This is a genomic window from Streptomyces sp. NPDC001493 (assembly GCF_053597235.1).
Window position 1 is genome coordinate 215,461 of sequence record NZ_JBSFHV010000014.1, and the last position, 12,143, is coordinate 227,603.

Below are 12,143 nucleotides of genomic sequence, written 5' to 3' on the forward strand. Positions count from 1 at the left end.
CCGAAAGACCCCGGGAGAGCCGTTGAACACCGAGCCGAGCCAGGACACCGCGCCACCGGTGGAGCACTGGCGCTCCTACGGGCCGCTCGAACTGCACCCGATCCTGCGGCACGCCATGGAAGCCTTCAACGAGCACGGCTACCACGGGACTTCGGTCCGGGACATCGCCGGCCGGGTCGGTGTCACCGTGCCCGCGCTCTACTACCACTACGCGAACAAGCAGGCCCTGCTGACCACCCTCCTGGAGGCGTCCATCAAGGACGTCCTGGACCGCTGCCGGGCCGCCGCCGGGGAGGCCGGGGACGATCCGCTGGCGCGCATCTGCGGCATGGTGGAGTCGATCGTGCTCTCCATGGCCCACCGCCGGCGGCTGGCCTTCCTGGACACCGAGATACGCAGCCTGGAGCCGGAGAACAGGGCCCGTTACGTGGCCCTGCGCGACTACCTGGAGCACATGCTGCTGGACACGGTCGAGACGGGCCGGGCGAAGGGCGTGTTCACCACGCCGTTCCCGGCCGACGCGGTGCGTTCGGTCCTCGTCATGTGCCAGGGGGTCGCCAACTGGTTCCGCGAGGACGGCCCGCTCACCGCGGAAGAGGTCGCCGAGCGCCACGTACTGCTGTGCCTCGGCACCCTGGGCCACCCCGGGGCCGTCACCGGCGACCCCTCGCTCGCGTTCCCCCGGCGTACTGCGATCCGGCCCCCTTCCCCCGCGCGGGCCGCCGGAGCCGGGGGCTCGTCTCCGCGCTCTTCCCGATGATCCGGTGGCACCCGCCCGACACCATGGCCGCACCTCCACGGCCCGGTACCGACGAGAGGACACCCGCATGAACACGCTCGAAGCCCGCGCCCGTTTCCAGGAACTCCGGGAGCGGGACGGTCTGGTCGACCCGCTCGAACTCGACTCCGTCTGGGCGGTGCTGGACACCGTCCGCCCCGAGGAGATCCTCGGCGGCTGGAAGGGCGGCGAGTTCCGCACCGGCCACCACCTCGACGGCATGCTGGCCAAGGCCGGCTGGTACGGCAAGTCGTTCGTCTCCGTGCACGACGCCAAGCCGCTGGTCTGCCGCAACGCGGCGGGCGAGCTGTACTCCAACCTCGAACTCGGCCAGGGCGAGGCCAGCTTGTGGACCGTCGAGTTCCGGGGTGAGGCGACGGCCACCATGGTCTACGACGGCCGGCCGGTCTTCGACCACTTCAAGCAGGTGGACGACACCACTCTGATGGGGATCATGAACGCCAAGGGCGTCCCGGCCGAGGGCCCCTTCTACTACTTCTACCTGGAGCGCGCCCCCGAGGTGCGGCTCGTCGCGGACCCCCCGCTCGCTCCCGAGGTCCCGCTCGCCCCGGACGCACCGCGTGACGCCGAGGTCCCGCTCGTCGCGGACGCACCGCGTAACGCCGAGGTCCCGCTCACCGCCGAGGGATCGTGAGGCGCGTCCGTGCCGCGGTCGTGGAGGCGCCGGGCGCACCGTTCGTCGTCCGGGACGCGGAGCTCGGGGGCCCCGGGCCGCGTGAGGCGCTGGTGAGGATGACCGCGGTGGGCGTGTGCCACACCGACCTGGGGATGCGGGACGCCTGGCCCCGGCAGCTCACCCCGATGGTCTTCGGCCACGAGGGCACCGGGCTGGTCGAGGCGGTCGGCGGGGAGGTGACCGGCGTCGCGCCGGGCGACCGCGTCTGCCTCACCTTCGCCAGCTGCGGAGCCTGCGGGGAGTGCGCGGCGGGCCACCCGGCGTACTGCCACGCCGCGCGTGCCCTGAACTTCTCCGGCGGACGCGCCAACGGCACCACTCCGCTCACCCTCGACGGCCGGCCGCTCCGGGCGGGCTTCTTCGGCCAGTCCAGCTTCGCGACGTACGCCGTCGTCCACGAGCGCGGCATGGTCGGGGTTCCCCCCGATCTGCCGGCCGAGGTCGCCGCGCCGCTGGGCTGCGGCGGCCAGACGGGCGCGGGCACCGTGCTCAACCGGCTGCGCCCCGGACCGGGCTCCTCGCTGGTCGTCCTGGGCGCAGGCGGGGTCGGCATGAGCGCGCTGATGGCGGCGGTGGCCGTGGGCTGCGATCCGGTGGTGGCCGTCGACCCGGTCGCCTCCCGGCGCGCCCTCGCGGTGGAGCTCGGCGCGAAGGCAGCCGTGGCGCCCGGGGGCGGCCTGGTGGCTGCGTTGCGCGAACTCACCGGCGGCGGTGCGCACTACGTCGTGGAGACCACCGGCCGTCCGGAGATGGCCCGCCTGGCCGTCGGCGCACTGCGCCCGCGCGGTGAACTCGCCCTCCTCGGCCTCGGCGGCGAGGTGACGTTCGACGTGATGGGCCTGCTCGCCAAGGGCGTCCGCGTCCACGGGGTGATCGAGGGCGACTCCGACCCCGGTCGCTTCGTCCCCGAGCTGATCGGCCTGTACCGGCGCGGCCTGTTCCCGATCGACCGGCTGGTCACCACGTTCCCGTTCGAGGAGATCGAGGCGGCGGTGGCCGCCATGCGGGACGGCAGCGTGGTCAAGCCGGTCCTCACCTTCGCCTGACGGCCGTTACGAATGCCCCCGGCGGAACGTGGACCACCGCCGGAAGTGATCCGGAAGTCACCCCCCGCGGACACCGCCTCGGGGGGTCCGGCCCGCTGACGGCGTGTGATTGACTGCTCCGCATGGCCTCCGCCTCCCCGTCCGCCCGTTCGGCCGCGACCACCGATCCGACCGGGGCCACCCGGCCCCGCAACCGCCGGCAGCTCATCGTCGAGGCGGCCGGGCGGGTCTTCAGCGAGCGCGGCTACCACGCGGCGTCCATGGAGGAGGTCGCGGCCGGCGTGGGTATCACCGCGGCTGCCCTGTACCGGCATTTTCCGAACAAGTACGCGCTGTTCGCGGCGTGCGCCGACGTCATGGTGGACGGGCTGGTCACCGCACTCGACGCGGTGCCGCCGGGGGCGGCGTTGGCGGATGTGCTCGCCGCCGTCACCCGGGTCACCGTCGCCCATCGCGCGTCGGGCGGCGTCTACCGGTGGGAGGCCCGCTACCTCAGCCGCGAGGACCGTCGGCGACTCGCGGCGAAGTTCGACCGTCTCGCCGAGCGGGTGGACGAAGCGGTGCAGCGCGAGCATCCGCGGCCCGACGAGCGGCTGCGGGCCATGGCGGCTCTCGGTGCGATCGGGTCCATCACGATGCATCACACGTCCATCGCCCAACGCCGGGCGGAGGAGCTCCTGTTGACGTCCGCGCTGCGGGTGGCGGCGAGCGGTCCGGCGGCGGGGCCGCCGGGTGCGCACCTCGTGGTGGAGCTGCCCGCCCAGCCGGTGCCGCGCACCCGGCGCGCGGAGATCCTCGCGGCCGCCATCCCGCTGTTCGCCCGGGACGGGTTCGTCAGCGTCACGAACGGGCAGATCGCGGAGGCGGTGGGGCTGACCCCGTCCGCGCTCTACCGCCACTACCCGGGCAAGATCGACATCCTGGCGGCGGCCTGCCTCCAGGCGGCGGGGCTGCTGGCCCAGGGAGTGGAGCGGAGCCTGCGCGAGGTGGCGGGCCCGTTCGATGCCATCGTCGCGCTGGCGGCGACGTACGTGGCCTACAGCTTCGAGTACACCGAGCTCAACAGCGTCGCGGAGGCCGAAGTCGCCGGCCTGCCGACGGGACTTCGGCGGCCTCTGGTCCTCGCGCAGCGGGAACACATCGCCGTCTGGGAGCAGCAGTTGCGGCTGGCCCGGCCGGAGTTGGACCCGCGTCAGGCGCGGGTGCTGGTGCACGCCGGATTCGGTGTGGCGGTGGAGGCCGGACGGAAGTTCCGCTGGCAGGACACCCCCGACCACCGTGAGGCCGTGACCACCCTGGTCGTGAGCGCCCTGGGCCTGTGAGCTCACGGACCCAGCGAGTTCACAGACCCAGCGGCAGCGTGGTGCGAGAGACGGCTCAGCCCGGCCTGTTTCCGGTGGGGATCGTGATGGGCGTGGTGTTGCCTGAGGTGCCCTTGTTGAGGAAGAGCATGGCCAGGGCGCGTACGAACTGGTCGAACACGTAGAAACTGCCGGGCATGATGGGCGACAGCCCCTCACGGAAGAGGATGTACGCCGGCCACGCGGTGCGGACGAGGGCCGCCGACACGTAGTCGCGTTTCAGCCCCAGCCAGTCGCCGACCTGGTCGCTGAGAACGTAGCGCACGAACTCGTTCAGGAATCCGCGTGTGACGCCGAGGTCGATCTGTGCGGTCAGACCGAGCAACTCCTCGGCCAGGGCGATGCCTTCGGTCGACGGGGTGAGGATCGGGGTGAGTACCTGTGCCGACTGGGCCTCGGCGGCCGCCCAGGTCTGCGGAATGTACTCGTCCGGCACGCCGAGCAGGTGGACGGCGACCTGCCACGAGTGCAGGAACGCCTCCTGGTCCGCGGCCGGGAACGGGACCTTCCACTCCAGCAACTTCCGGTGCACGTAGGTGCCGAGACTGTGGAAGGTCACCAGGATGTCGGCAGCGCTGATCGGTACGGTCTCGTCGGAGACCGCCCGCCAGTGCGGTGACTGCGGCAGCAGGTGGCGTACCGCGGCGTGCACCACGCGTGTCTTGTTGGCGGTGACGACGAACTGTCCCGTCGGCTCGAAGGCCCCCAGCTGGGAGAGGTCGTAGCCGAAGGTGAACGTCTTGGCCGCCCTGTCCTGCATGTTGGCGCCGCCGGCGGACCAGTAGACGCTCTTGGCCTCGCGCGGGATCACCGTACTCATGATCCCGCCGCCCAGTCCGTACAGCATGAAGAGGTACGTGTCCCTGCGCCGGTTGAAGTCGGCGGCGCGGGCCAGTTTGACGGGGTCGGCCCAGGAGGGCAGCCGGTTGACCTGCTGCAGGTACGAGGTGAACTCGGCCGGCACGCCGGTGGGCAGCGGGTCGCCGTTGTTCACCCAGGACGCCCACGCGCTGTTGATCGCCGGCACATGGCCGTTGTCGACCATCGAGGCTATCAGCGGATCCGCCAGGTCGTCCCAGATCCACGCCGGACCGGTACCCGCCGCGGTTCCGGTCGTCCCCGCGGTTCCGGTCGTCGAGCCCGCCGCCGCCCACGCCTGGGCGGGGTTGGCCACCCCCACGAGACCTAGGGCCACGCCGAGCGACAGCATCTTTCGCCTGCTGAGATTATCCATTGACTTACCTGCTCCCCTGATGGGTCAGTTGGCTTCGAGTCGCTTCGCAGACTTGCAAGTTGAGTGGTCAACACCTGATGGACCGTGTCACACCGATGTGATTTCCGATTAACATAGCGAGGTGCGTTGCCGTCGGCAATGGTGGTGACGGAGGGGCTCTTCGCCAATGTCGTTCCGCAGTGGGCCGGTTGGCCTTCGCAGCGACTCGGGAAGCGCTGCTTTCCCGGCGTCGACGGGACGTTGCGGACGGCGGGGGCCTCCGAGAGCGGGCCGTGGGCCTCGGCGCGGTGGCGCTCCTCCTCGCCCTGTCCGTCCCGGCGCGCGGGTACGCCGGGCGGCGTTCGGGGGGCCTGGCCGCTCGCGGCACGCGGTCGCCAACGTTGCGCGGCTCACAACTGGCAACACCGGTCATGGCCCATGCCCTGAGCTGCGAGAACCGCCGGTCGCTCAGGAATCCACCTGCTGTGCAACAGCCCTTCCCGTTGCCCTCAACTTGATCAGGTAACGCAACAGTTCGGCGACACTCCATTCTGTTCGTCACCCCCCGACGCGAGTTGGAGTGGGATGGACACCCCGCAACGGCGGGGCAAACCATGGAGGTTCGTGTGAATCGCTCACTGTTGCCGCTCAGAACGGCACTGATCTTTCTCCTGGCCGCGCTCAGCGGCCTGGTGGCCGGGACGCTCTCCTGGCTGGCGGGGGAAGGCTCCCCGCGCAGCGTGCTGGCCGGTCTCGGCGTCGCCGGGCTCGCCATCCCCTTCTTCGACCGGCTGATCGCATCCGCCGAATCCACCGACGCTCGTACGGAGGACCACAACCATGGGTGAACTGCGGCCTCTCGGCCAGGACCTGACGCAGGAGTCGCGGGCACTCGCCGAGGCCCTGAGAGAGCTCTTCCAAGGGCTGGAGGTCTCGGTACGCAGATACGCGGCGAGGCGCCAACGCGATCCGGGAACGTTCTCCCGTTACCTCAACGGAACCCGCTTACCCCCCTGGGTGGTGATCATGGATCTGTTCACCGACCTCGCCGAGCACCGCGGAACCACCGCCACCGCGGCGACCATCGACCTCGTACGCGACCTCTACGGGTCGGCGGTCGATGCGGGGCCCTCCCCCAAACACGCGGCGGAGATCATCGAGCAGCAGCTGGCCGATGCCGACCGGGATTCCCGGCGCTCCAGCGTGCGCGGCGACGTGATCGAGGACGCGCTGCTGGACCGCGTGACACGCATCGCCGACCTGGAGGTGCGGCTGAACCAGATGGAGGCGACTCTCGTCGCCGAGCGCGAGCGCGCGGGTCAGTTGCTCTCCGCGCACTCCCACGCCTCGGAGTTGCTGGAGGAACGGGACGCCCTGCGGAAGGAGGTGGCACGGCTCCGGTCCCAGCTCCACGCGGCGCAGGAGCAGCAGGCCGCGGCGGATGCCCGTTGTGACCTGCTGGAGCGCCAGTTGGAGGCAGTCGAGCGCCCAGCGGCTCTGGCCAAGGCGCAGCCCAAGCCCCTGCCGAAGGTTCTCGTGGTGGACGACCAGCCCGACAATCTGATGGCCATGACGGCGGTGCTGGAGACGCTGGACCAGGAGCTCGTCACCGTCTCCTCGGGGCGGGAGGCGCTCAAGGCGCTGCTCCACCACGACGATTTCGCGGTCATCATCATGGACGTCCAGATGCCCGAGATGGACGGTTACGAGACCGCCGCCCACATCAAGCGCCGGCCGCGGAACAGGGACGTGCCGATCATCTTCCTCACCGCGATGGGCATTGATCCCGAGCACACCGCACGTGGGTACGCGGCCGGTGCGGTCGACTACATCAGCAAGCCCTTCGATCCGTGGGCCCTGCGCGCCAAGGTCGCCGTCTTCACCGAGATCCACCTCGAACGGAGGGTGGGGCACCCCGCCTGACGCGTACGGGTACCGGGCTCTCCGGGTCCGGTACCCGGCGCATCACGGCCGAGAACGACCGACGCGTCGAAGGGGGACTACACGGCTGTGCCCGCCGGTGGACGAACCGGCGGGCACAGCCGTGTCACGGCGGGATCAGGCTCCCGCCCTCCGCTTGTTCCACACGTCGAAGCCGACCGCCGCCAGCAGCACGAGGCCCTTGATGACCTGCTGCCAGTCGGTCCCCACTCCGACCAGGTTCATGCCGTTGTTGAGCACGCCGAGGACCAGGCCGCCGATGATGGCTCCCAGTACGGTTCCGACACCACCGCTCATCGACGCACCACCGATGAACGCGGCCGCGATGGCCTCGAGTTCGAAGTTCACGCCCGCCTTCGGCGAGGCCGCGTTGAAGCGCGCCGCGAAGACGAGGCCGGCGAGCGCCGCGAGCATCCCCATGTTGAGGAAGACCGCGAAGGTCACCTTCTTGTCCCTCACTCCGGACAGCTTCGCGGCCGGCAGGTTCCCGCCGATCGCGTACACATGGCGTCCGATCACGGCGTTGCGCATCACGTATCCGAAGCCGACCAGCAGCACGGCCAGGATCAGCAGCACCACGGGCGCGCCCTTGTAGCTGGCGAGCAGCAGGGTCGTGACCAGGACCGCGGCGACCAGCGCCGTCGTCTTCAGCACGAACAGGCCCGTGGGGAGCGTCTCCAGGGTGAACTCGCGCTGGCGCCGGCGGTCGCGTACCTCCTGGAGCACCACGTACGCGGCCAGTCCCAGCCCCAGCAGCAGGGTGATGTTGTGGTAGTTGGTCTCCGGGCCCACCTCGGGCAGGAACCCGTTGGCGGCCTTCTGCAGCCCCTCGGGGAACGGGCCGAGCGTCTGTCCCTTGAGGAAGATCTCCGTGAGTCCGCGGAACAGCAGCATGCCCGCGAGGGTCACGATGAACGACGGGATGCCGACGTAGGCGATGAAGAAGCCCTGGAGCGCGCCGGCGGCGGCCCCCAGCAGCAGGGTGAGCACCACCGCGACGGGCCAGGAGACGTGGTGCTCGACCATGAGCACGGCCCCTATGCCGCCCACCAGGGCCATCAGGGAGCCCACCGACAGGTCGATGTGCCCGGCGATGATGACGATCATCATGCCGATGGCCAGGATGAGGATGTAGCTGTTCTGCAGCACCAGGTTGGAGACGTTGCGCGGCAGCAGGAGGTCGCCGCCCGTCCAGATCTCGAACAGGAGCACGATCAGGCCGAGGGCGAAGAGCATCCCGTACTGGCGCATGTTGCGCCGTACGCCGTCCAGGAGGACCCGGCCCGTCGATCCCGCGGTGGACCCGTTGCCGCCGCCCGGTGGCGCCTGCGTGGTCGTGTTCGTGCTGACGTCGGTGCTCATGCCTGGTGTCCTTCGCTGGGGGTGGCACCTGCGGTGACTGCCGGTGGTGCGGGGGTGTCCCGGGTCATGTGCCGCATCAGCACTTCCTGGGTGGCGTCCTCGCGGGACACCTCGCCGGTGAGCCGCCCGGCGGCCATGGTGTAGATGCGGTCGCACATGCCGAGCAGTTCGGGCAGCTCGGAGGAGATGAAGAGGATCGCCTTGCCCTCGGCGGCGAGCCGGTTGATCACGGTGTAGATCTCGAACTTGGCTCCGACGTCGACCCCTCGGGTGGGCTCGTCGAGGATCAGCACGTCCGGCCCGGCAAGGATCCACTTGCTCAGGACGACCTTCTGCTGGTTGCCGCCGGAGAGCCGCCCGACCGGTTCGAGGACGTTCGGGGCCTTGATGTTCATGGTCCGCCGGTAGCGCTCGGCGACCTTGCGCTCCTCGTGGGCGTCCACGACGCCCCGCCGGGCGAGGGAGCCGAGGGAGGCGAGCGAGATGTTCCGGCTCACCGTGTCCCCGAGGTCGAGGCCGTAGTGCTTGCGGTCCTCGGTGACGTACGCGATGCCGCCCGCGACCGCCTCGGGAACCGTCCGCGTCCGCACCTCGCGGCCGTCCCTCAGGACGGAGCCGTGCTCGTAGTGGCCGTAGGAGCGGCCGAACACGCTCATCGCGAGCTCGGTCCGGCCCGCGCCCATGAGCCCGGCGATGCCGACGATCTCCCCGCGGCGGACCTTGAGGGAGACCCCGTCGACCACCTTGCGGCTGCGGTCGAGGGGGTGACGCACGGTCCAGTCGCGGATCTCCAGGGCCGGTTCCGTGTCGGCCGCACCCTCGTACGGCGTGCGGTCGGGGAAACGGCTGTCGAGGTCCCGTCCCACCATGCCGCGGATGATGCGTTCCTCGGTGGTGGCCGGGTCCCTGACGTCCAGGGTCTCGATGGAGCGCCCGTCGCGCAGGATGGTGACGGAGTCGGCGATCCTGGCGATCTCGTTCAGCTTGTGCGAAATGATGATCGAGGTGATGCCCTGCCCCTTCAACTCCCCCATCAGTCGCAGCAGTTTGGCGCTGTCCTCGTCGTTGAGCGCGGCGGTGGGCTCGTCGAGGATGAGCAGCCGTACGTCCTTCGCCAGGGCCTTCGCGATCTCCACGAGCTGCTGCTTGCCGACCCCGATGTCGGCGACCCGGGTCTCGGGGTGTTCGTCGAGTCCGACCCGCTTGAGCAGGGCGGAGGCACGGCGCAGCGCCTCACGCCAGTCGATGATGCCCCGCCGGGACGGTTCGTTGCCGAGGAAGATGTTCTCGGCGATCGACAGGTGGGGAACCAGGGCGAGTTCCTGGTGGATGATGACGATGCCGCGCCGTTCGCTGGCCCGGATGTCCTTGAAGCGGCACGGCTCGCCGTCGAAGACGATCTCGCCCTCGTAGGTGCCGTGCGGGTGGACACCGGACAGCACCTTCATGAGCGTCGACTTGCCGGCGCCGTTCTCGCCGCACAGGGCGTGCACCTCTCCGTGCGCCACGGAGAGGGTCACCTCCGACAGTGCTCTGACCCCGGGGAAGGTCTTGACGATGGACCGCATCTCCAGGACGGGTCCGCCCGGGGGCGGGGCCGGGGCGGGCACCTCGGAGGGGTGGGCAGCGGCGGGGGTCACCCCAGCTCCTTGGCGTCGATGTAGCCGGAGTCGACCAGGACCTTCTGGTAGTTCGACTTGTCGACGCTGATCGGGTCGAGCAGGTAGGCCGGGACGACCTTCTTGCCGTTGTCGTACGTGGTGTCGTCGTTGGTCTCGGGCTTCTTCCCGTCGAGGACGGCGGACACCATGTCCGCGGCGACCTTGGCGAGGGCGCGGGTGTCCTTGTAGACGGTCTGGGTCTGCTCGCCCGCGATGATCGACTTCACGGAGGCGACCTCCGCGTCCTGGCCGGTGACGATCGGCAGCGGCTTGGCGGTGCTTCCGTAGTCGTCGGACTTCAGGGCGGACAGGATGCCGATGGAGATGCCGTCGTACGGGGAGAGCACGGCGTCCACCCGGGCGGTGGAGTAGGCGGAGGTCAGCAGGTCGTCCATGCGCTTCTGCGCCGTTCCTCCGTCCCAGCGCAGGGTGGTGACCTGGTTGAGCTGCGTCTGCTTGGAACGGACGACCAACTGCTTCTTGTCGAAGTAGGGCTTGAGCACCTTCATGGCGCCGTTGAAGAAGTACTTGGTGTTGTTGTCGTCGTTGGACCCGGCGAACAGCTCGATGTTGAAGGGGCCCTTCTTCGCGCCGTCCTTCAGACCCAGCTTGTCGACGATGTACGTGGCCTGGAGCTCGCCGACCTTCTCGTTGTCGAAGGAGGCGTAGTAGTCGACGTGGTCGGAGCCCAGGATGAGCCGGTCGTAGGAGATGACCGGAATATCGGCGTCGGCCGCCTGCTGCAGGACGTTGGAGAGCGCCTCGCCGTTGATGGCGGCCACGACGAGGGCGTCGACGCCCTGGGTGATCATGTTCTCGATCTGGGCGACCTGCTGGTCGGGGTCGTCCTCGCCGTACTGCAGCGTCGTGGCGAAGCCGGCCTTCTTCAGACTCGTGGTCATGTTCTTGCCATCGGCGATCCACCTCTCGGAGGACTTGGTGGGCATGGCGATGCCGATGGTCAGTTCCTTCTTGTCCTTCGACTCCTCGCTGCCTCCCTCGCTGCTCTGCCCGCAAGCGGTCAGGAGCAGGGCACAACCGGTGGTCACGGCCAGCAGGGCGTATGCGGATCGGAGTTTCGTCATGGGCGTTACCTGGCATTCCCGTCGTCGAGGCGGCTCGGTCCGGAACGGCCTCGGCGACAGCAAGCGTGCTCGCGCCACTGGACGGCGTCGTCCCGGCTTGGCGGCCGAGGTCCAGAAGTCCCCGGCAGAGCTCGATTGTTAGCGCTCACAACAGGGTCGTACAAGAGGCGTTGGAGTTTTTCTCGCGTCGATACACAGCCGTAAGCAGGGAGTGGGGAGGCAAACCGGCGCATCCCGCAGAAAGCGTGCGCCCGTCGACGACGGTCGACGGGCGCACGGGGTGGCGGCACACCTCGGGTGGACCGCCGGCGAACAGGCAGCTGCGCCGCGAAGTAGACTCAGAAACCCGGGAGATGAACGACAACCCCACGAACACCTGGTCCGCAGGGGCGACTTCGCATGTCACGGTGGCCATCCGGGGGGCCGAAGACCAAGCAGGCATACCCGGAGGCGTGTTCGCAGCCGTGGTCCAGGATCAGCCGCGCGCGAGCGTATGCGGGAGCGTGTGTGTCATCGGCCGCTCCGTAGCCGACGATTTCCGCAGTGGGACTCGACGAGCGGCCTGCACCCCGGCCCGCCGGGAACCCGGCCCTCCTGACCTCGCCCGGCCCCCTGGCCTCGCCCGTCTCTCCTGCCGCGCCGACGGCGATCAGTCCGCGATCAGTCCGTACGCTCACCCTCGGCCTGCGAAGGTTCGGTCCTGGCCGCCATCGGGTGAACGGCGTCACCGGAACGGGCCACGTCCGCGGACTCGTCGCGCTCCCCCTCCGCCTGGGAAGGGGTGTCTTCGTAGAGACCGTGCTGATCGCTCATTCCCTTTTCTGTGTTTCCCACGGTCCTTCCTCCTTGGCTCGGCTCCCTTCCATCCTCCCCCAGCATCGGGGAGCGCGCACGGAGGAGGCCGGACCAGGGGTCGGGTGCCGAGCAGGTCGGACGGCAGTACCCGTGGGAACAGGCGTGAAACGGCTCCGGGCGGCGCCCGCGGTGACCGCGGGCGCC

At 69.7% G+C, this 12,143-nt stretch carries 10 protein-coding genes and 1 pseudogene; 6 read left to right on the forward strand and 5 right to left on the reverse strand.

The genetic code is table 11. The features are described 5' to 3' along the window. Positions 1-22: 22 nt before the first annotated feature. The 4 genes and pseudogenes from ACWCWD_RS21240 (at position 23) to ACWCWD_RS21255 (ending at position 3,843) form a co-directional block, all read left to right on the forward strand. Positions 23-760, forward strand: a complete 738-nt coding sequence (locus ACWCWD_RS21240; RefSeq protein WP_450774493.1) for a TetR/AcrR family transcriptional regulator — start codon at positions 23-25, stop codon at positions 758-760. Positions 761-827: 67 nt separating this feature from the next. Further along, positions 828-1,292: pseudogene (locus ACWCWD_RS21245) on the forward strand (DUF4334 domain-containing protein); the annotation flags it as partial. Between the two features lie 137 nt (positions 1,293-1,429). Then, positions 1,430-2,521, forward strand: a complete 1,092-nt coding sequence (locus ACWCWD_RS21250) for an NAD(P)-dependent alcohol dehydrogenase (protein ID WP_450774495.1) — start codon at positions 1,430-1,432, stop codon at positions 2,519-2,521. A gap of 122 nt (positions 2,522-2,643) precedes the next feature. Then, the gene (locus ACWCWD_RS21255; protein ID WP_450774497.1) at positions 2,644-3,843 is read left to right on the forward strand and encodes a TetR/AcrR family transcriptional regulator; all 1,200 of its coding nucleotides are present in this window, start codon (positions 2,644-2,646) and stop codon (positions 3,841-3,843) included. Between the two features lie 55 nt (positions 3,844-3,898). Here the strand turns inward: ACWCWD_RS21255 and ACWCWD_RS21260 are convergent, their stop codons facing one another. Continuing rightward, positions 3,899-5,116, reverse strand: a complete 1,218-nt coding sequence (locus tag ACWCWD_RS21260; protein ID WP_450774499.1) for an oxygenase MpaB family protein — start codon at positions 5,114-5,116, stop codon at positions 3,899-3,901. A gap of 605 nt (positions 5,117-5,721) precedes the next feature. On the opposite strand from ACWCWD_RS21260, the gene ACWCWD_RS21265 reads away from it, so the two are divergent. Both ACWCWD_RS21265 and ACWCWD_RS21270 read left to right on the forward strand, forming a co-directional pair. After that, positions 5,722-5,943, forward strand: coding sequence for a hypothetical protein (locus ACWCWD_RS21265; RefSeq protein WP_450774501.1), 222 nt, complete (start codon positions 5,722-5,724; stop codon positions 5,941-5,943). Then, positions 5,936-7,018 (forward strand): response regulator, encoded by a 1,083-nt coding sequence (locus tag ACWCWD_RS21270; protein WP_450774503.1) that lies wholly within the window; start codon positions 5,936-5,938, stop codon positions 7,016-7,018. The genes ACWCWD_RS21265 and ACWCWD_RS21270 overlap by 8 nt, the downstream gene beginning before the upstream one ends. 135 nt (positions 7,019-7,153) lie before the next feature. Here the strand turns inward: ACWCWD_RS21270 and mmsB are convergent, their stop codons facing one another. The 4 genes from mmsB to ACWCWD_RS21290 all read right to left on the reverse strand — a co-directional run bounded on the left by mmsB (position 7,154) and on the right by ACWCWD_RS21290 (position 11,978). Further along, positions 7,154-8,398: a multiple monosaccharide ABC transporter permease gene (gene mmsB, locus ACWCWD_RS21275; RefSeq protein WP_450774505.1), complete on the reverse strand. Its 1,245-nt coding sequence runs from the start codon at positions 8,396-8,398 to the stop codon at positions 7,154-7,156. Continuing rightward, positions 8,395-9,966, reverse strand: coding sequence for a multiple monosaccharide ABC transporter ATP-binding protein (gene mmsA, locus ACWCWD_RS21280; RefSeq protein WP_450774532.1), 1,572 nt, complete (start codon positions 9,964-9,966; stop codon positions 8,395-8,397). The genes mmsB and mmsA overlap by 4 nt, the downstream gene beginning before the upstream one ends. A 68-nt stretch (positions 9,967-10,034) precedes the next feature. Beyond that, the gene (gene chvE, locus ACWCWD_RS21285) at positions 10,035-11,144 is read right to left on the reverse strand and encodes a multiple monosaccharide ABC transporter substrate-binding protein (protein ID WP_450774507.1); all 1,110 of its coding nucleotides are present in this window, start codon (positions 11,142-11,144) and stop codon (positions 10,035-10,037) included. Positions 11,145-11,804: 660 nt separating this feature from the next. Next, positions 11,805-11,978, reverse strand: a complete 174-nt coding sequence (locus tag ACWCWD_RS21290; protein ID WP_450774509.1) for a hypothetical protein — start codon at positions 11,976-11,978, stop codon at positions 11,805-11,807. Positions 11,979-12,143: the final 165 nt, after the last annotated feature.

Bases quoted from the DNA above. Each gene is read 5' to 3' on its own strand.
- ACWCWD_RS21255 (WP_450774497.1), top strand. From the start codon at position 2,644: ATGGCCTCCGCCTCCCCGTCCGCCCGTTCGGCCGCGACCACCGATCCG.
- ACWCWD_RS21260 (WP_450774499.1), bottom strand. From the start codon at position 5,116: ATGGATAATCTCAGCAGGCGAAAGATGCTGTCGCTCGGCGTGGCCCTA.
- ACWCWD_RS21270 (WP_450774503.1), top strand. From the start codon at position 5,936: ATGGGTGAACTGCGGCCTCTCGGCCAGGACCTGACGCAGGAGTCGCGG.
- mmsB (WP_450774505.1), bottom strand. From the start codon at position 8,398: ATGAGCACCGACGTCAGCACGAACACGACCACGCAGGCGCCACCGGGC.
- mmsA (WP_450774532.1), bottom strand. From the start codon at position 9,966: ATGCGGTCCATCGTCAAGACCTTCCCCGGGGTCAGAGCACTGTCGGAG.
- chvE (WP_450774507.1), bottom strand. From the start codon at position 11,144: ATGACGAAACTCCGATCCGCATACGCCCTGCTGGCCGTGACCACCGGT.